This is a genomic window from Nonomuraea sp. NPDC049480 (genome assembly GCF_044465905.1).
GTDB lineage: Bacteria > Actinomycetota > Actinomycetes > Streptosporangiales > Streptosporangiaceae > Nonomuraea.
The window spans coordinates 620,752-639,509 of the sequence record NZ_JBITMD010000001.1 but is presented as its reverse complement, the minus strand read 5'-3'; the positions used below and the strand labels follow the sequence as shown (position 1 = coordinate 639,509).

Sequence of the window (18,758 nt, the reverse complement as noted above, 5' to 3'; positions counted from 1 at the left end):
CACTTAACCACCCAGACAGGCGTCCGTGCACCTGCACATGGAGGGTCCATGAACCGGGTCGTCGTTGGCAGCGTTCTCATCGCCGTCGGGGCATTCCTCATCGTCCTGTCCCCCCTGGTGCGTATGCAGGTGGCGCCCGCGCTCATGGCCGCCGCGGGCGATCACTACGGCATCACCAAGCTCCGGGCCTCCGGCGCGCAGTACTTCAGCGTCCCGGACGGCAAGGTGCTGACCGCCGACCTCGACATCATCGTCACCACTCGCGGCGACGTGAAGGAGGCGGCCGGCGACCGGGTCGTGTGGGACGAGTTCACCGCCGTGAACGACGTCACCAACGGCAAGCCCGGCATCAACTTCACCGAGCGGCGCAGCGCCTTCGACAAGCGCTCCGGCGTCGGGGTCAACTGCTGCGGCGTCAGCATCGACAAGGCTCCGGTGCAGCTCCAGGGGCAGATCTACAAGTTCCCGTTCGACGTGGAGAAGAAGACCTACCTGGTCTTCAACTCGACCACGAGCAAGGCGTACGAGGCCAAGTTCGTCGGCGAGGAGCAGGTCAACGGGCTGAACACGTACAAGTTCGAGCAGGCCGTCCCCGAGACCAAGACGCAGACCCTGAACGCGCCCGCCGCCTGGTTCGGCATGGGCGACTCGGGCGACGTGCAGCTCGACCGCTTCTACTCCGGCACGAACACCTTCTGGATCGAGCCCACCACCGGCGCGCCCGTCCGCCAGGAGCAGCAGCGCAACGAGGTGCTCAAGAGCCAGGACGGCATCGAGCGCTCCAAGGCCTTCGTGGCCACGGCCAAGATGACCGACGAGACCGTCAACGAGCTCGTGACCACCGCGCGGGAGGGCAAGAGCCAGATCACCCTGATCCGGACCACGGTGCCGATCGTGCTGGCGGTGGTGGGCATCGTGCTGCTCGCGCTCGGGATCCTGCTGACCGTGCGCGGCCGCAAGGCCGCATGAGCCAGGAAGTGGTCGCGCGGCCCAGGACGGCTGCGCCGGCGCTTGCGCTGGTCAGGGCGGCCAGGCCGCGCCAGTGGGTCAAGAACGTGCTGGTCCTGGCCGCGCCCATGGCCGCCGGGGTGCTGGGCCAGCCGCGCAGCCTGCTCGCGGCGCTGCTGGTCTTCGCCGCGTTCTGCCTGGCCGCGAGCGGCGCCTACCTGATCAACGACGCATCCGACGTGGAGGCGGACCGCCTGCACCCACGCAAGCGGCGGAGGGCGATCGCGTCCGGGGCGGTGTCCGTGCGGGCGGCCTACGTGACCGGCGTCGCCCTGCTGGTCCTGGCGCCCGCCGTCGCCGCCTTGACGGGGGGCTGGCAGGCTCCTGCCGTGGTCGCCGGGTACATCGCCCTGACGCTGTCGTACACGCTGTGGCTCAAGCACCAGGAGGTCGTGGACCTGATCGCGGTCGCCGGGTGCCATGTGATCAGGGCGTACGCCGGGGCGGTGGCGGTCGACGTGCCGGTCACCGGGTGGTTCCTGGTCGTGGTCTCGCTGGCCGCGCTGCAGCTCGTGGCGGGCAAGCGGGAGGCGGAGCTGAGGGCCCAAGGGGTGACGGGGACGCGGGCGACGCTGGCCGCCTACTCGCCCGCCTACCTGGCCCAGGTCCGGATCATGTGCTCGGGCGCGATGATCGTGACGTACTGCCTGTGGGCGCTCAACGCGCACCACGACCTGTTCTACGGACTCAGCATCATCCCGTTCCTCCTGCTCGTGCTGCGGCACAATCTGCTGGTGGACCGGGGGAGCGGCGAGGAGCCGGAGGAGCTCGTGCTACGGGATCGGCCGACGCTGCTCTTCGCCGCCGGCCTCGTTGTCCTGGTCGCCTTGGGGATCTACACATGACGTCGTTCCTGACCGGCTGGGGGCGCACGGCGCCCACCCCGGCCGAGCTCGCACGGCCCCGCTCGGTCGAGGAGCTGCGCGAGCTGATCGCGACCGCGCCGGGGCGGGGAGTGGTGGCGCGCGGCCTGGGCCGGTCGTACGGCGACGCCGCGCAGAACGCCGGCGGCCTCGTCCTCGACTGCACCGGTCTCGACGCGTGGACGTTCGACGAGGTCAGCGGCGTGGTGACCGCCTCCGGCGGGGTCAGCCTGCACGACCTGATGACGGCGCTCGTCCCCCGGGGCTGGTTCGTCCCCGTCAGCCCGGGCACCCGGCACGTCACCGTCGGCGGCGCCGTCGCGGCCGACGTCCACGGCAAGAACCACCACCGCGACTCCTCCTTCGGCGCGCACCTCCACTCGCTCACCCTGGTGACCGCCGACGGGACGGTCCGCACCCTCCGCCCCGGCGATCCGCTCTTCCTGGCCACCGTGGGCGGCATGGGGCTGACCGGCGTGGTCGCCGAGGCCGTGTTCGGCTGCGTGCCCATCGAGACCTCGCTGATGCGGGTGGACGTGCAGCGCACCGCCGACCTGGACGAGACGCTGGCGACCATGGCGGCCACCGACGACCGCCACCGCTACACGGTGGCCTGGATCGACCTGCTCGCCCGGGGCCGCCGGATGGGGCGCGGAGTGCTCACCAGGGGCGATCACGCGCCGCGTGCCGAGGGGAAGGAGCCGCCGGCCTTCGCGCCCGGCGCGCTCCTGCGGGCACCCGCGTGGGCGCCCGGCGGGCTGCTCAACGGGCTGAGCGTGCGCGCGTTCAACGAGGTCTGGTACCGCAAGACGCCGCGGCGACGGACGATCACGCAGGGCATCGCGCCGTTCTTCCACCCGCTCGACGTCGTCGACGGCTGGAACCGCATGTACGGCTCCCGAGGCTTCGTCCAGTACCAGTTCGTGGTGCCCTTCGGCGCGGAGGAGACGCTGCGCGACATCGTCGGGTCACTGTCGGCGCACGGCGTCGTGTCGTTCGTGCCCGTGCTCAAGAGGTTCGGGCCGGGATCGGGCGGGCTGCTGTCGTTCCCCATGCCCGGCTGGACCCTGGCGGTGGACGTCCCCGCCGGGCAGCGCGGGCTGGCCGGCCTGCTGCGCGGCTTCGACCGGCGGGTGGCGGCCGCTGGCGGGCGGGTCTACCTGGCCAAGGACGCGCGGCTGCGCGCTGACATGATGGCGGCCATGTATCCCGAGCTGGAACGGTGGCGGCGGATCAGGGACGAGGCCGATCCCGCCGGCCTGTTCCGCTCCGACCTGGCCAGGAGGCTGCGGTTGTGAAGAACGCTCTCGGCGCGGTCGACACCGTGCTGCTGCTCGGCGGGCGCAGCGAGATCGGCCTGGAGATCGTCAGGCTGCTGGCAGGGCTGGGCGCGAGCCGGGTGGTGCTGGCCGTGCGGGGGGCGTTCGACCCGCCCGACCTCGGCGGCGCGGAGGTCCACGTCGTGCCGTTCGACGCGCTGGACGTCCATGGGCACGTCGCCGTCTTCGCCAAGGCGGTGGAGCTGGTGGGCGACCTCGACGTGGTCATCTCGGCGTTCGGCGTGCTGGGGAGCCAGGCCGGCTACGACGCCGAGCCCGCCGCCGCCGCCGAGGCCGTCGCGGTCAACTACGGCGCCCACGTGTCCGTGGGGCTGCACGCGGCCAAGGTGCTGCGCGAGCAGGGGCACGGCACGCTCGTGGTGCTGTCGTCGGTGGCCGGGGCGCGGGTGCGCAAGGCCAACTTCGTGTACGGCTCGGCCAAGGCCGGGCTCGACGGGTTCGCCCAGGGGCTCGGCGACGCCCTGCACGGGACGGGCGCACGGGTGCTGATCGTGCGGCCGGGCTTCGTGATCGGGCGGATGACGAAGGGGCTCACCCCCGCCCCGATGTCCTCGACGCCCCGCCAGGTGGCGCTGGCCACGGTGGGTGCGTTGCGCGAGGGCAGGTCGTCCGTCTGGGTGCCGCGCGCGCTCGGGCCCGTCTTCGGCGCGCTGCGGCTGCTGCCGCGCGCGCTCTGGCGCAGGATGCCGCGATAGAACTCGTTCCAGGGTAATGACCGAGCAAAGGTTCTAGAGTAGAACGCGTTGCAGTTTGCTGGTTCTGCGGCTTATCGTCGGCTCATGCGGACACGTGTCACGGACATGTTCGGAATCGAACTCCCGATCTTCGCCTTCAGCCACTGCAGAGACGTGGTCGCCGCGGTCAGCCGCGCGGGCGGCATGGGGGTGCTCGGAGCGCTCTACTTCACGCCTGAAGAGCTCGAGATGGAGCTCAAGTGGATCGACGACCACGTGGACGGCAAACCCTACGGCGTGGACGTCGTCATGCCCGCCTCGTACGAGGGCGCCGACTTCGCCCCGGACGAGCTGGTGGGCCGGCTGCAGTCGATGATCCCCGAAGGGCACCGCGCGTTCGTCGAGGACCTCCTGGCCAAGCACGGGGTGCCGGCCCTGTCCTCGGAGTCGGACGCCGGCAAGGTCCTGCTCGGCTGGACGGACGCCACGGCCCGCCCGCAGGTCGAGGTCGCCCTGCGTCACCCCATCGCCCTCCTGGCCAACGCCCTGGGCCCGCCTCCGGCCGACGTCGTCGAGCTGGCGCACGCGCACGGAGTGAAGGTCGCGGCCCTCGCCTCCACGCCCCGCCACGCGCTCAAGCAGGTCGAGGTCGGGGTGGACGTGGTGGTCGCCCAGGGCACGGAGGCCGGCGGCCACACCGGCGAGATCTCCACGATGGTGCTGATCCCGCAGGTGGTGGACGCCGTCGACGTCCCCGTCCTGGCGGCCGGCGGCATCGGCAACGGCCGTCAGATGGCGGCGGGGATGGCGCTGGGCGCGGAAGGGGTGTGGACCGGCTCCCTCTGGCTCACGGTCGAAGAGGCCGACACGCCGGAGATGGCCAAGCGCCGCATCCTGGAGGCCACCTCCCGGGACACCGTCCGCTCGCGCAGCTGGACCGGGAAGCCGGCGCGGCTGCTCAAGAACGAGTGGACGGACGCCTGGGAGTCGGAGGAGTCGCCGGGGACGCTGCCGATGCCGCTGCAGTTCATGCTGGTGTCGGACGCGCTGCGGCGGATCGGCCGGTCGGAGGCTTCGGAGCTGGCCACGTTCCCGGCCGGGCAGATCATCGGGATCACGAACCAGGTCCGGTCGACGAAGGACGTGGTGTTCGGAATGGTGGAGGAGTACGCCGAGGCGCTGGAGCGGCTGTCGCGCCTCACCCAGGACTGACGCACCGCACCGATACGGGAGAGGGCGGCTCGCACGCGGGCCGCCCTCTTTTCATCAGTGTCCCTGGTAGTTCGCCTGGCGCTTCTCGCGGAAGGCCCGGGCGCCCTCCTTGGCGTCCTCCGAGCCGATGACCGGCCACCCGAGGTCGTCCGACACCTTCAGCGCCTCCGGCTCCGACAGCGCCAGCGTGTCCCGGTACGTCCGCAGGATTGCCTGGACCGCCAGCGGCCCGGAGGAGGCCACGTCGTCGGCCAGTTCGCGGGCCGCCGCCAGCGCCTGCCCGTCCGGGACCACGCGGTTGACCAGCCCCATGGACAACGCCTCCGCCGCCGTGATCGCGCGGCCGGTCAGCAGCAGGTCCATGGCGTGGCAGTAGGGGATCTGCCGGGGCAGGCGCACGGCGCTGCCGCCCATGGGGAACAGCGCGCGCTTGGCCTCGAAGAGCCCGAGCGTGGCCGACTCGGCCACCACCCGCAGGTCCGTGCCGACCAGCAGCTCGGTCCCCCCGGCCACCGCGTACCCCTCCACCGCGCAGATGATCGGCTTGGTGGGCAGGTCCTCGCGCAGGAGGCCCTTCCAATGGAAGTTGGGAATCTGCGCGGCCCTGGCCTGGACCTCCGGGTCCGTCGACGGCTGGCCCATGGCCTTGAGGTCGGCGCCGGAGCAGAACGTGCCCTCCGCGCCGGTCAGGATCGCCACCCGGACCCCGGGCTCCGCCGACGCGTACGCCCACGCCGAGGCCAGCCCGATCAGCATGTCCGAGGAGAGCGCGTTGCGGGCTTCCGGCCGGTTCATCGTGACGATGAGGACGTGATCGTCGCGTTCGACCCGGCAGTGGGGGGTGCTGATCGGAAGGAGCTCCACAGATGCCTCCGGAGTGTTTAATCAAGCGCTTGCTACGCATTGCGCCCCAGGATACGCTCCCACCAGCAAACGAGAACAGGTTCCTGTTTTGCCACAAGGGAGTGCAAATGGGCACGCTCGGTTTCTGGAGGCTGGCGCAGGCGGATCCCGAGTGGATCGCGGCCGTGGACCCCGACGGTACGGAACACCGCGCGGGCGATCTCCTGGCCAGAGCGAACCGCCTCGTCCACGGCCTGCGCGACCTCGGGCTCAAACCCGGCGACGGCATCTGCGGCCTGGTGCCCAACGGCGCCGACGGCCTGGTGCTCTATCTGGCCGCCCTGCAGGCCGGCTGGTACTACACGCCGATCAACTGGCATCTCACCGGACCCGAGATCGCCTACATCGTCTCCGACAGCGAGGCGAAGGCATTCTTCGTCCATCCCCGCTTCCTGAGCGAGGGCGCCCGCGCGGCCGAGGTCGTCGCGCCCGAGCGCCGCTTCGTCTTCGGGGACGAGCAGGGATTCAGGCCGGTGAACGAGCTCGTCGACGGCCACCCCGGCACCGCGCCCGCCGACCGCACCGCCGGCGCCACCATGCACTACACCTCGGGCACCACCGGCAAGCCCAAGGGCGTCAAACGCGCGCTGAACGGCCTGGACCCGGACGACTCCGCCGAGCTGATGACATTCCTGCTCGGCCTGTTCGGGATCACGCCGGGCCGGCCCAACGCCCACCTGATCACGTCCCCGTGCTACCACACCGCCGTGACCCAGTTCGGCGGCACGGCCCTGCAGATGGGGCACACGCTGGTCTACATGGACCGCTTCGACGCCGAGGAGCTGCTGCGGCTCTGCGAGCGCTACCGGGTCACCAACTCCCACCTGGTGCCGACGCACTTCAAGCGCCTGCTCGCGCTGCCGGAGAAGACCCGCGCGAAGTACGACCTGTCCTCGCTGAAGTGGATGATCCACGCCGCCGCCCCCTGTCCCGTTCCGGTGAAATGGGCCATGTTGGAGTGGTGGGGCGACTGCGTGTACGAGTACTACGCGGCCACCGAGGGCGGCGGCACCCTTGCCACGCCCCAGGACTGGAAGACCCACCCGGGCACGGTGGGCAAGGCCTGGCCGATCAGCGAGCTGCTCATCGTGGACGACGAGGGGGAGCCGGTGCCGACCGGCACCCCCGGGACGATCTACATGAAGATGATGGGCGTCCAGTTCGAGTACAAAGGCGACCCCGCCAAGACCGCCGCGAACCGGCTCAAGGACCACTTCACCGTCGGCGACATCGGCTACCTGGACGAGGACGGCTTCCTGTTCCTCTGCGACCGCAAGGCCGACATGATCATCTCCGGCGGGGCGAACATCTACCCCGCCGAGATCGAGAACGAGCTCATGATCCACCCGAAGGTGGCGGACGTGGCCGTGTTCGGCATCCCGGACGAGGAGTGGGGCGAGCAGATCAAGGCCGTGGTGGAGCCCGCGGAAGGCGTCGAGCCGGGACCGGAGCTGGCCGCCGAGCTGCTGGCCTCGCTGGAGGGCCGCCTGGCCAGGATGAAGTGGCCCAGGACCATCGACTTCATCGCCGAGATGCCCCGCGAGCCGAACGGCAAGCTGCTCAAACGCAAGCTCCGCGACCCGTACTGGGAGGGACACGACCGTGCCATCTGATCCGCTGGTAGCTCAGCACGTCCTGGAGTTCCCCGGCGGCTACACACGTTCGACCGGGCCGGTGGTCGGCCGGTTCCTGAGCGAGCTGCGCGCCCGGCGCATCGTCGGGGTGCGCACCGCCGAGGGCCGGGTGCTGGTGCCGCCTCTCGAGTACGACCCGGCGACCGGCGAGCCCGTCACCGCCGAGTACACCGAGGTCGGCCCGGCCGGCACGGTCACCGCGTGGACCTGGGTCCACGAGCCGCTGGACGGCCACCCGCTCGACCGCCCCTTCGCCTGGGCGCTGATCAAGCTCGACGGGGCGGACACGGCGCTGGTGCACGCGGTTCTTCCCGAGCACGTGAAGGCGATGGAGACCGGGATGCGCGTCTGGCCGATCTGGCGCGACCAGCCCACGGGCCACATCACCGACATCTCGCACTTCGCCCCCGAGGTCACGAAGATCGTCTCCACCGTGCGCTCCGAATACCGCCTCCAGGCCGGCGGCGCGCTGCGGGTCTTCCTGGAGGGCGTCCAGCGCGGCGTGTTCCTCGGCGGCCGCTGCGAGCGGTGCGCCAAGGTGTACGTGCCCTACCGCGCGGCCTGCCCCGAATGCGGGAAGCCCATCCCCGACACGCTCGAACTCCCGGACACCGGCACGATCACCACGTTCGCGATCAACAACCTGCCCGACCCGCGGGCGCCCCAGGTGCCGTTCGTGTCGGCGTACATCCTGATCGACGGAGCCGACATCCCCATGATCACGCTGGTCGGCGACGTGCCCGCGCACGAGGTGCGCCAGGGCATGCGGGTCAAGGCCGTGTGGGTGCCCGAGAGCGAGCGCACGGCGTCCATGGCGAACATCCGCTGGTTCGCCCCCACCGGCGAGCCCGACGTGGAGCTGTCATGAGAGAGGTCGCGATCGTCGCGTTCGCCCAGACGCGGCACACCACCCACGACGCCGGGCTGAGCGAGCCCGAGCTGATCCTGCCCGTGATCAACGAGGTCAAGGAGCGCACCGGGCTCGACAGGTTCGGCTTCACCTGCTCGGGCAGCTGCGACTACCTCGCCGGCGCGCCGTTCTCGTTCGTGTCGGCGCTCGACGCGCTGGCCGCCTGGCCGCCCATCTCGGAGAGCCACGTGGAGATGGACGGCGCCTGGGCGCTGTACGAGGCGTGGGTGCGCCTCCAGCACGGCGACATCGACTCGGCCCTGGTCTACGGCTTCGGCAAGTCGTCCCTCGGCGACCTGCGTACGATCATGACGCTCCAGCTCGACCCCTACTATCTGGCCCCGCTGGGCCTCGACCAGCTCTCCTACGCCGCGCTCCAGGCCGCCGCCGTGGGCGCGGACCGGAAGGAGCTGGACGAGATCGTCCGCCGCAGCCGCGCCGACGGCCGGAGCAACCCGTACGCGCTCGACCTGCCCGAGCCGGAGGGAGACGACTTCGCCGTCCAGCCGCTGAAGCAGACGGACGTGCCGCCGGTCACGGACGGCGCCGCCGCGATCGTGCTCGCGGCGGGCGACCTGGCCACGCGGCTGTGCTCCCGTCCCGCCTACATCAGGGGCATCGCGCATCGCATCGAGCCCCACTACCTGGGCATGCGGGATCTGGCCCGGTCGGCCGCCGCGGCCGACGCCGCGCGTGCCGCGGGGGTGGGCAAGGGTCCCGTCGAGGTGGCCGAGCTGCACGCCCAGTTCCCGCACGAGGAGATCATCCTGCGCGAGGCGCTGGAGCTGACCGGCGACACCGTGATCAATCCGTCGGGCGGCCCGCTGGCCGCCAACCCCGTCATGGCCACCGGGCTCATCCGCATCGGCGAGGCGGCCCGGCGCGTCTTCGACGGCCAGGCGCGCCGCACCGTCGCCCACGCCGCCGGCGGGCCGTGCCTGCAGCACAACCTCGTCACCGTACTGGAGGCCTGATCATGGGTAACCGCTGTGCGGTCATCGGCGTCGGGCAGACGCACTACACGACCCGGCGCAGGGACGTGTCGATCGCCGGGCTGGTGCGCGAGGCGGCGCTGCGGGCGCTGCAGGACGCCGGGCTGACGTTCAAGGACATCGACGCCGTCGTCATCGGCAAGGCGCCGGACCTGTTCGAGGGCGTGATGATGCCGGAGGCGTACCTCGCCGACGCGCTCGGCGCGGCCGGCAAGCCGATGATGCGGGTGCACACCGCGGGCAGCGTCGGCGGCTCCACGGCGCTGGTCGGCGCCAGCCTCATCCAGGGCGGCGTGCACGACCGGGTGCTGGTCGTGGCGTTCGAGAAGCAGTCGGAGTCGAACGCCACCTGGGCCCTGTCCACGCACCTGCCGTTCAGCTCGTCGCTGGTGGTGGGCGCGGGCGGCTACTTCGCGCCGCACATCCGCGAGTACATGCGCAGGTCCGGCGCCCCCGGCCACATCGGCACGCTGGTGGCCGTCAAGGACCGGCAGAACGCGCTCAAGAACCCCTACGCGCACCTCAAGATCCCCGGAATCGACCAGAAGATGGTCGAGTCCACGCCCATGCTCTGGGAGCCGATCCGCTACCTGGAGACCTGCCCGTCCAGCGACGGCGCCTGCGCGATGGTCCTGTCCTCGGAGTCGGCGGTCACCGGCACTCCGGCCTGGGTGCACGGCACCGCCATGCGCTCCGAGCCGATCTTCCGCGCCGGCCGCGACATGGTCACCCCGCAGGGGGGCAAGGACTGCGCCGCCGACGTCTACCGCCAGGCCGGCATCGACGACCCGCGGCGGCAGATCGACGTCGCGGAGACCTACGTGCCGTTCTCCTGGTACGAGCCGATGTGGCTGGAGAACCTGGGGTTCGCGGCCGAAGGGGAGGGATGGAAGCTCACCGAGTCGGGAGCCACGGCTCTGGACGGTGACATTCCGTGGAACGCCTCGGGCGGGGTGCTGTCGAGCAACCCGATCGGGGCGTCCGGGCTGATCAGGTTCGCCGAGGCCGCGCTGCAGGTGCGCGGGATGGCCGGAGAGCACCAGGTGGAGGGCGCCCGGACGGCGCTCGGCCACGCGTACGGCGGGGGAGCCCAGTTCTTCGCGATGTGGATCGTCGGACGGGAGAAGCCCTAATGGAGTTCAACCACGCGGACTTGTACGAGGGGTTAGCGGACGCGATCGGGGACCGGCCCGCCGTCGTCTGCGGCGACGACCGCCGCACCTACGCGGAGCTGGACGCCGAGGCCAACCGGCTCGCCCACTACCTCATGGACCTGGGCATCCAGCCGGGCCAGCACGTCGGGATCCAGCTCTACAACGGCATCCCGTACATCGCCGGCATGCTGGCCGCGCTCAAGATCCGGGCCGTGCCGATCAACGTCAACTACCGGTACGTCGAGTCCGAACTGCTCTACCTCTACCGGGACTCCGACATCCGGGCGCTGATCTACGACGTCGAGTTCGACGCGCGAGTGGCCGCGGTCGCCGGCCAGGCGCCGCTGCTTGAGCACCTGATCTCGGTGGGCGGGGAGTCGGCGATCGGCTCCGCGGTGCCGTACGAGACCGCCCTGGAGCGGGGCAAGCCCGAGAGGGGCTTCCCGCCGCGCTCCGGGCAGGACGTGTACATCATCTACACCGGCGGCACCACCGGCATGCCCAAGGGCGCGATGTGGCACGTCGAGGACCTGTTCATGGGCTTCGGCGGCGGCAACCCGTACGGCGAGCCGCGCGCCACCCCGCAGGAGGTGATCGACGCGGCGGTCGGGGCGGGTCCCCTGGTCATGTTGCCCGCCGCACCGCTGATGCACGGCGCCGCGCAGATGGCCACGTTCATCACCTGGTGGATGGGCGGGAGCGTCGCGTACGTCCGCAAGTTCGACGGCGCCGAGGTGTGGCGGACGGTGGAGCGCGAGCGCGCGAACACCATCAGCATCACCGGCGACGCCATGGCCAGGCCCATGGCCGAGGCGCTGGCGAAGGGCTCCTACGACGTCTCGTCGCTGTTCGCGATCAGCTCGACCGGCGCGATCCTGACCGGCGCGGTTCGCGACCGGCTTCAGGAGCTGCTCCCGAACGCCATGATCCTGGACAACTTCGGCTCCACCGAGTCCGGCTACACCGCGTCGGGCGTGGCCGGGTCGTCGCCCGAGAAGGGCCTGCGCTACCAGCCCAACTCCGTGGTCAATCTGGCCGTGCTGGACGAGAAGGGCCGGCCCGTCAAGCACGGGTCCGGGCAGCTCGGGACCGTGGCCAGGTCGGGGCGGGTGGCGTTCGGCTACTACAACGACCCGGACAAGACCGCCCGCACGTTCGTCACCGACGAGCAGGGGACGCGGTGGTTGCTGACCGGCGACCTGGCGACCGTCGACGCCGACGGCACCGTGAACGTCTTCGGCCGGGGCTCCCAGTGCATCAACACCGGCGGCGAGAAGGTGTTCCCCGAGGAGGTCGAGGCGGTGCTCAAGGGACACCCGTCGGTGTTCGACGCGGTGGTGACCGGGGTGCCGGACGAACGGTGGGGGAACAGGGTGGCGGCGGTGATCGAGCCGCGGCCGGGCATCGAGGTCACGGTCGGGGAGCTGGACGAGCACTGCAGGAAGCTGCTGTCGGGCTACAAGGTGCCCCGTTCGTACGCGTTCGTCGCCGAGATGGTGCGCTCGCCCGCCGGCAAGGCCGACTACCGGTGGGCGCGGGAGACGGTGGTGGCTAGCGGGTCCTGAGCGCGCGCAGGTCGCTCTCGACCTGCAGCGCCTCGTCGTTCTTGCCCGCCTTCTCCAGCAGCTTGAGCCTGCCGTGCAGCACGTCGCGCAGCAGCTCGGCCAGGCTCTCGTCCTTGTCGTCGGCGATCAGCTCGCGCAGCAGGACCGACGCGACCCGCAGCGCGGCGTCGGCCGCGTCGTCCCTGCCCAGCTCCCGCTGGCAGAAGCCGAGCCGGGCGTGCGCCACCGCCTTGGACAACATGTCGCGCGTCACCTGCGTGCCCCGGTGGAAGACCAGGCCGGCCTCCAGCGGCCGGCCCGCCTCCATCAGCGCGTCGCCGAGCATGAGCATCGCCCTGGACAGCAGCCCGGACAGCTGCCCGGTGCCCGGGGCGTGCCGCTCCAGCGTCGCGACCGCCTCGCGCAGCGGCTGCACCGCGTCCGCGGCCAGGTTCCGCATCCTGAGCGCGGAGGCCAGCGTCAGACTGGCGCCCGCCCGGCTGGTGTGCAGGGCCTCGGCGTTCATGCCCGTGGTCATGAGGTCGTCGTAGATCGCGATGGCCTCGCGGGCCCTGGCCTCGGCCTTGGTGCCGTCGTCCAGCCGCAGCAGCGGCAGCAGTTCCGAGCTCTGGGCCAGCGCGTCGGCCAGGATCGCCCGGCACGTGAGATCGCCCGGCGATCGCCTGGCCACCGGGATCAGCCGCTCCACCAGGGCGTTGGCCTCGGCCAGCTCGCCCAGCATCATGTGACACCTGGTCAGCCGCTGGACGGCCAGCGCGTGCTTGACCGTCCCCTCGGAGTGCCCGGTGGTGGCGATCCTGGCGTACTCGGCGGCCTCCTCCGCCCGCCCGGACGCCAGCAGGTCGTCGGCGACCACCGCGGCGACCTCGGCGGCGGCCGCAGGCTTCGGCAGCCGGACGTAGATCTTCAGAGCCTCGATGAGGTGGGTCAGCGCCTCCTGCCCCCTGCCCGAGTCCCGCAGCACCTGGCCCTTGACGTGGATGGCCCGGGCGCGTATCTCGGGCAGCTCCTGGCCCCGCTCCCGCGCCCGGTTCAGCTCGGCCAGCGACCAGGTGGTCGCCTCCAGCGCGGCGACCGGGCGGTCCAGCGCGGCCAGGGTGGCGCCCAGCTGGGCGTAGGTGGCGGCGGCCACGGCCGGGTCGTCCAGCTCGTCGCACAGGTCCGCGGCCCGCTCACAGTGCGCCAGGGCCTCCACCACCCTGCCGCGTTCCAGCAGCCCGGCCGCGTACCGGCCGAGCGCGGCCGCCAGCTCCCTGCTGCTCGCCTCCTCGTCGAGCAGGGCGATGGCCTGCTCGACGACGGTGAGGTCAGAGGGGTCCAGCCGGGCCAGGGCGGCCAGCGCCAGGCCCAGCCCGCTGCGGTACGCCCCCGGCACGTGTCCGTGGTCGCGCTCGCGCGGGGCTCCGCTGGTTACGCGAGCTGCCGGTCTCCGCCCCGGGCTCGCCGCTCCGGCCGCCAGGCCGCGGTGGACGCGGACGGCCAGCCGGGCCGCCAGGACGGCGCTGCCGGTGTCGTTCGCCCGCGCGGCCGCGGCGCCGAGGGTGGACAGGCATCGGGCGTACCTGTCGTGCAGGTCGGGGTCGGGGCTCACCGGCACCTGCCGTTCCAGGGCCTCGGTGAACGCCGTGAGCGACGGCAGCAGCGCGGCCGGATCGGCGCCTTCGGGCAGGTCGCCCACGTACGCGGACAGCTCCTCGACGAGCGTCCTGAGCACGTCGGGCTCGGGGAGCGGGCGCATCTCCAGGATCCGGGCGTACAGGACGGTCCCGGCGGCCGGGCCATCCTCGCGTGCCCGCAGCATGGCCAGGCGTACCAGGGCCAGCAGGTGCACGTTGGCCAGGTCGGGAGGCGCGGCGCCGTACTCGGCCAGCAGCGCCGTGCCCTCGGCCAGCTTCGCCGCGGCGGCGGCGTCCTCGTGCAGCTCGGCCAGGCACAGGCCGCTCAGCTCCAGACAGGCGGCGGTGACCAGCCGTGTGTCCTTGGTGGACTCCGGCGTCAGGACGTCCAGCGCCCGGGTGGCCGACGTGAGCGCGCCCTGGAAGTCCTTCCTGGCGAAGCGGATGCCGCCCTGCAGGCGCAGCGCCCCGGCGAGGGCGACGGGGGATTCGATGCCCTCCGACACGAGCGCGGCGTACAACCTGACCAGCCGGTCCGCCGCCGCCTCCGCCTCCGCCTCCTTCGGGGAGGTCGCGCAGGACAGCGCGACGGTCTCCAGGACGAGCAGTTCGGCCAGCTCCTTGCCGGAGGCCGCGCTCGCCCCCGCCTGTCCGTGGGACTCGACGGCGGTGAGCAGGTGCGGCACGGCCTCGTCGTGGCGTCCGAGCCCCACGAGCGTACGCCCGAGCGCCGCCGCGACCTGGCCGACCGCGATCGCGTGCGGCCGATCAGGTACCGGAGCGGCGAGTCTGGGGCGGAGAGCGGCAGCTTGCGTAACCAGCGGAGCCCCGTGCGAGCGCGACCCTGGAGCCGTGTGCCCCTGGAGCAGCTCGGACGCCTGCAGCGCCAGCGCGAACCCGTCCGCCGCCCGGCCGGCGTCCGACCAGGCGCGGGCGAGCATGGCCTGGGCGGACACGTACGCGTGGATCTCGTCGGTCCGCGGCTCGGCGGCGTCCTCGACGGCCTCGACGGCCTCGCGGCATTCGGCCAGCAGCTGCTCAGCCCTGGCCACGGCGTCCTCCGGCCGCCCGGTGACCAGGGCCAGCATCCAGTGCCGGGCGCCGCCCGGGGCCGGAGGCGGCTGCACGCGGCCCAGCCTGGTCCGTACCTCGGCGAGATGGCGCCGATAGGAATCGTTCTCCGAGCTCAGGACGTCGTACAGCTCGGCCGCGATCTTCAGCTGCGCCAAGCCGTCCACGGGCCGCCCCAGCTCGTCCAGGCACAGCCCGAGCAGCCGCCGGGCCCTGGCCCGCGCGTGCCGCTCGGCCGCCACGCCCATGGCCTCCTGCAACGGGTCGAGCGCCTCGTCCGGCCGGTCGTCGAGCAGCAGCAGCTCGCCCAGGTCGAGCAGCCGCTCGGTCAGGGCGGAGCGGTGCTCGCCCGGTTCGAGCGCGACCAGCGCCCGCAGATTCCGCACGGCCTCGGCGGCGGACCGGGCGGCGGCGTCCAGGTCGTCCAGTTCGCCGTGGAGCTTGGACAGCAGACCGGTGGCCTCGGACAGCATGAACCGCAGCCCGGGCTCCTCGGCGGCCAGCCCGCGCAGCCGCGCCACCGCCTCGCTCGCCGGGATCAGGGCGTCGGCGGTCCTGCCGTGGTCGTGCAGCCAGATGGCGAGGAGGTGAAGGTGGTGGGCCAGGTCGCGGTTCGTGAGGGCGACGTTCTTGACGGCCGTGGTGGCGGCGGCGATGAGCGAGGCGGCCAGCTCGGACAGGCTCGGGGGGTCGAGCGCGTCCAGCGGCGCCAGCGGCTCGGGGACGATGGGCGCCGCCGCGGGCGGGTCGGGCACGATCGGGTCGAGCGACGCCGCGGGCGCGCCCAGAGGCACCGCCGCCGCGACCGCTCCGCCTGCCCCGGCCGGTGGGACCGCTCCAGCCCTCACCGAAGCGGCAGCCCTTCCTGCGCGGGCTCCGTTCGGGCCGGCCGCCCTCCCAGGTCGGGCTCCGGTCTGGGGGACCGCCCTTCCGGCCGCTCCGGCCGCGTCTTCTGCGGCGGCGGCCGTGGACAGCACGGACAGCAGCCCTGCCAGATCCGCCACCACGTCGGGATCGCCGCCCGCCGCCTGGAACGCCCCGACGGCCTCGTCAGTCCGCCCGAGCCCCACCAGCGCACAGGCCAGGTTGTAGCCGGCCCGCGCCTGGTCATACCGGACCCGCTCGTCATCCCTGCCCGCGCCGGCCATGCCCTGGCCCTGGTCCTCGGCCAGGATGCGGAACCTGGCCGCTGCCTCCTGCACGGGCTTGAGCGCACTGCCGGGCTCGCCCGCGAGCAGCAGGCACGAACCCAGGTTGTACAGGGCCTCCGCCCGCGCCCCGGCCGCCTCGTACGGGGGAGCGGCGGCGAAGATCTCGACCGCCTCCGCGGCCGCGACGACCGCCTCGCCCACCCGTCCCACGGCCGCCAGCCGGCCCGACAGCACGGACAGCGCCCCGGCCAGCACGATCGGCTCGTCTCTGGCCCGCAGGCGACGTACGGCCAGCTCGCCGAGCGTCACATCGAGGGTCCGCAGCCCCAGCCGCGTATCCCGCCGCACCGGCAGCCCGGCCACGGCGCCCGCGATCCGCCGGTCGTCGGCGAACAGTCCCAGCGCGGCGTTGAGCGCGTCCCCGAGCCGCGTGGCCGGGGCGGCCGCGGCCTCCGAGACCAGCATGCCGATCCTGCTCACCACCAGCGACCGCAGCGCCGACCTGACCCGCGTGGAGCCCGCCGACAGGCGGAGGATGTCGAGCATGCGTATGAGATGCTGCGGCGTCCGACCTTCGTGATCATGTAAGGCGAGCACGAGCTCGTTCAGGCCCTCGGTCTCGGCCAGGAGCCGCTCGGCCAGGACGTCCGGCCCGAGCGGAACCAGCCGCACGTCGCCGGGGAAGATCAGGCCGAGCCAGCGTGCCACGTTCAGGAGCCGGTTGTCGAACCCCTCGCCGTCATCAGCGCGCGCCGCCGCGCCGGCTTCGGGAGAAGGCGGAACCGGCGCTCGGAGGCCGGGAACGGTCGTCAGCAGGCCGGGCAGCTCACCAGGTGTGGGAGTGGTGAGCGTGAGCACCGCCACGGCCTGCCGCGCCGTCACGTCGTCCACCCGCTCATGCCGGACGGGCCAGGCCTGCGCCCACTGCTCGTACTCACGCGCCAGGAACCGGCCGACGAGCCCGCCGGCCACCCCCGTCCAGCGGTCGTGGCCACCCACCCCGCCGACCGGCCGGGCATCGGCCGCCGCCCCGCCGTCGTGAGCCTGCGCCCAGCCCGCCGGCTCGGTGCCGCCGTCGCTCAGGTGCATCAGGGCGGCCAGGTGGACGTGGAGCGGCAGGCCGTACTCCGGGTCGTCGAGAGGCGGCGGCGGGGGCAGGGCGGCCCTGCTGGCGGCGAACGCCTTCATGGCCGTCAGCGCGTGCTCCGTCCGCTCGGCCAGGGTCAGCGGACGGGTGTTGAGCTGGACCGTCGTGGTGTTGAGCCGCCGCAGCCACCCGCCCGCCGCCGTGTCCAGCCGCCGCCACCACTCGGCGTCGCCCGGCTCGCGGACCAGCAGCAGGATCCGTACGGGAGGGTTGTGCTGGTGCTTCGCCAGCCGCCGCACCAGCTCCCCGACGAGCGGCGAGGAGGGCTCGGGATGGTCGACGACCAGCAACGTCGGCCGCAACGCCTCCAACGCCACACCGCGCCCCGTCACCTCGCTGGGTGCCGTGCCGCCGTCGGCAGGTGGTCCCGGCTCGCCGGACAGGGGGCAGCAGACGGCGTCCAACGGCAGGAAGCCGGCGTCCCAGCCCGCCTGGGCCAGTTCCTCGCACAGTTCGCTCGCCAGCCTGGTCCGCCCTGTGCCGCTGCGCCCGCTCAGCACCGCGATCGACAGCGCCCCAGGCTCGGCGGCCCACTCTCTCAGCCGCGCCAGCTCCTCGTCCCTGCCCAGGAACGGCACCACCGCGTGGCGCGGCGCCAGCAGCCTCCAGTCGGGGCAGTCAGGCGGCAGTTTCTCCCGGGCAGGGGACAGCAGATCGGGCAGGATCACCGACGGGTCGCCCTCGGCCACGGTCTCGAGCCGCCCTGGCTGTACGCACGCCAGCTCCCGGAACCTCTCGTCGCTCAGCAGCGCGGTGACCGGGACGACGTCCAGGCGCCGGCGGGCGTCGCCGTCGCGACCGGCGACGATCACGCCGATGATCTGCCTGCCGGGTTCGGCGAGCAGGGCGGCGCCGGACAGTCCCTCCCAGAGGGAGCTCGGCATGGACTCCGGCTCAGGCGTGAGCACGCTGACCGCCAGGGCCTCGGACACCGCGCCCGTGGGCGGGTCCACCAACCCCGACACCGTCTCCGCGGCCCTGAACCCGGCCCGCTGCCCCGCCCTGGCAAACCCCCGGGCCACGCAGCGCAGCCGGTACGATCCCGCACCGTCGGAGGTGGCGACCCGAGCCCAGCGGACGTGCCCGATGCCCGGGACCTTGCTCCACGGCGACCCGCCCGACGTCTCATTCCACGGCGAACCACCCAGCGCGTCACCCGTCTCCGGACCGCCCAGCGTGTCATCCGAGGACGAGCCGATCACCCGCAGCAGCACGGCCCCCGTACCGCCGCGCCCCCGCCACACCTGCTCGGCCGGCACCCACCGCCCGGACCACGCCGCCCGCACCTGACACGGCAGCTCGGGATCGACCACGTCTCCAGAGGTCAGCACGAGATCGGCGCCGATCGCATAGCCCGAGCCGGTCACGCCGGCGAGCTCGTCGTGCCCCGAATAAACCTCGACGGCCCGCTCGAGCCCGAGGCGGTGTGGTGGCATGTCCATGGCTCCGCCTATAGGCCTCTTACGTACGTCAGTCAGGACCTGCCGTCCCCTGATCAGCGCTTGATCTCACTATCGC

The 18,758-nt window shown here is 72.5% G+C and carries 12 protein-coding genes; 10 read left to right on the top strand and 2 right to left on the bottom strand.

Annotated elements, in window-relative coordinates; all coding sequences use genetic code 11:
• Nucleotides 1–48 precede the first annotated feature (48 nt).
• The 5 genes from ACIBX3_RS03015 to ACIBX3_RS02995 all read left to right on the top strand — a co-directional run bounded on the left by ACIBX3_RS03015 (nt 49) and on the right by ACIBX3_RS02995 (nt 5,097).
• A complete protein-coding gene (locus ACIBX3_RS03015) occupies nt 49–969 on the top strand; it encodes a DUF3068 domain-containing protein (protein ID WP_397112459.1) in 921 nt (306 codons plus the stop codon).
• Nucleotides 966–1,853: a decaprenyl-phosphate phosphoribosyltransferase gene (locus tag ACIBX3_RS03010; protein WP_397112457.1), complete on the top strand. Its 888-nt coding sequence runs from the start codon at nt 966–968 to the stop codon at nt 1,851–1,853. The genes ACIBX3_RS03015 and ACIBX3_RS03010 overlap by 4 nt, the downstream gene beginning before the upstream one ends.
• Nucleotides 1,850–3,169, top strand: a complete 1,320-nt coding sequence (locus ACIBX3_RS03005) for an FAD-binding protein (RefSeq protein ID WP_397112455.1) — start codon at nt 1,850–1,852, stop codon at nt 3,167–3,169. Before ACIBX3_RS03010 ends, ACIBX3_RS03005 begins: the two co-directional genes overlap by 4 nt.
• The gene (locus ACIBX3_RS03000; protein ID WP_397112453.1) at nt 3,166–3,906 is read left to right on the top strand and encodes an SDR family NAD(P)-dependent oxidoreductase; all 741 of its coding nucleotides are present in this window, start codon (nt 3,166–3,168) and stop codon (nt 3,904–3,906) included. Before ACIBX3_RS03005 ends, ACIBX3_RS03000 begins: the two co-directional genes overlap by 4 nt.
• A gap of 84 nt (nt 3,907–3,990) precedes the next feature.
• On the top strand, nt 3,991–5,097 hold the full coding sequence (locus ACIBX3_RS02995) for an NAD(P)H-dependent flavin oxidoreductase (protein WP_397112451.1): 1,107 nt from the start codon (nt 3,991–3,993) through the stop codon (nt 5,095–5,097).
• A gap of 54 nt (nt 5,098–5,151) precedes the next feature.
• On the opposite strand, the gene ACIBX3_RS02990 is transcribed toward ACIBX3_RS02995, so the two are convergent.
• Complete coding sequence (locus ACIBX3_RS02990) at nt 5,152–5,961, bottom strand: crotonase/enoyl-CoA hydratase family protein (RefSeq protein WP_397112449.1); 810 nt, start codon at nt 5,959–5,961, stop codon at nt 5,152–5,154.
• 107 nt (nt 5,962–6,068) lie between these two features.
• Between ACIBX3_RS02990 and ACIBX3_RS02985 the strand changes: the two genes are divergently transcribed.
• Genes ACIBX3_RS02985 through ACIBX3_RS02965 form a run of 5 tightly spaced genes read left to right on the top strand, consistent with a single transcriptional unit; the run spans nt 6,069 to nt 12,255 of the window.
• Nucleotides 6,069–7,613, top strand: a complete 1,545-nt coding sequence (locus ACIBX3_RS02985) for an acyl-CoA synthetase (RefSeq protein ID WP_397112447.1) — start codon at nt 6,069–6,071, stop codon at nt 7,611–7,613.
• Nucleotides 7,603–8,502 (top strand): Zn-ribbon domain-containing OB-fold protein, encoded by a 900-nt coding sequence (locus ACIBX3_RS02980; protein WP_397112445.1) that lies wholly within the window; start codon nt 7,603–7,605, stop codon nt 8,500–8,502. Before ACIBX3_RS02985 ends, ACIBX3_RS02980 begins: the two co-directional genes overlap by 11 nt.
• Nucleotides 8,499–9,518: a thiolase domain-containing protein gene (locus ACIBX3_RS02975; protein WP_397112443.1), complete on the top strand. Its 1,020-nt coding sequence runs from the start codon at nt 8,499–8,501 to the stop codon at nt 9,516–9,518. The genes ACIBX3_RS02980 and ACIBX3_RS02975 overlap by 4 nt, the downstream gene beginning before the upstream one ends.
• 2 nt (nt 9,519–9,520) lie before the next feature.
• A complete protein-coding gene (locus ACIBX3_RS02970) occupies nt 9,521–10,669 on the top strand; it encodes a thiolase domain-containing protein (protein WP_397112441.1) in 1,149 nt (382 codons plus the stop codon).
• Nucleotides 10,669–12,255 (top strand): acyl-CoA synthetase, encoded by a 1,587-nt coding sequence (locus ACIBX3_RS02965; RefSeq protein WP_397112439.1) that lies wholly within the window; start codon nt 10,669–10,671, stop codon nt 12,253–12,255. Before ACIBX3_RS02970 ends, ACIBX3_RS02965 begins: the two co-directional genes overlap by 1 nt.
• Here ACIBX3_RS02965 and ACIBX3_RS02960 read toward each other — a convergent pair.
• On the bottom strand, nt 12,242–18,676 hold the full coding sequence (locus ACIBX3_RS02960) for a hypothetical protein (protein WP_397112437.1): 6,435 nt from the start codon (nt 18,674–18,676) through the stop codon (nt 12,242–12,244). The genes ACIBX3_RS02965 and ACIBX3_RS02960 overlap by 14 nt on opposite strands.
• Nucleotides 18,677–18,758 lie beyond the last annotated feature (82 nt).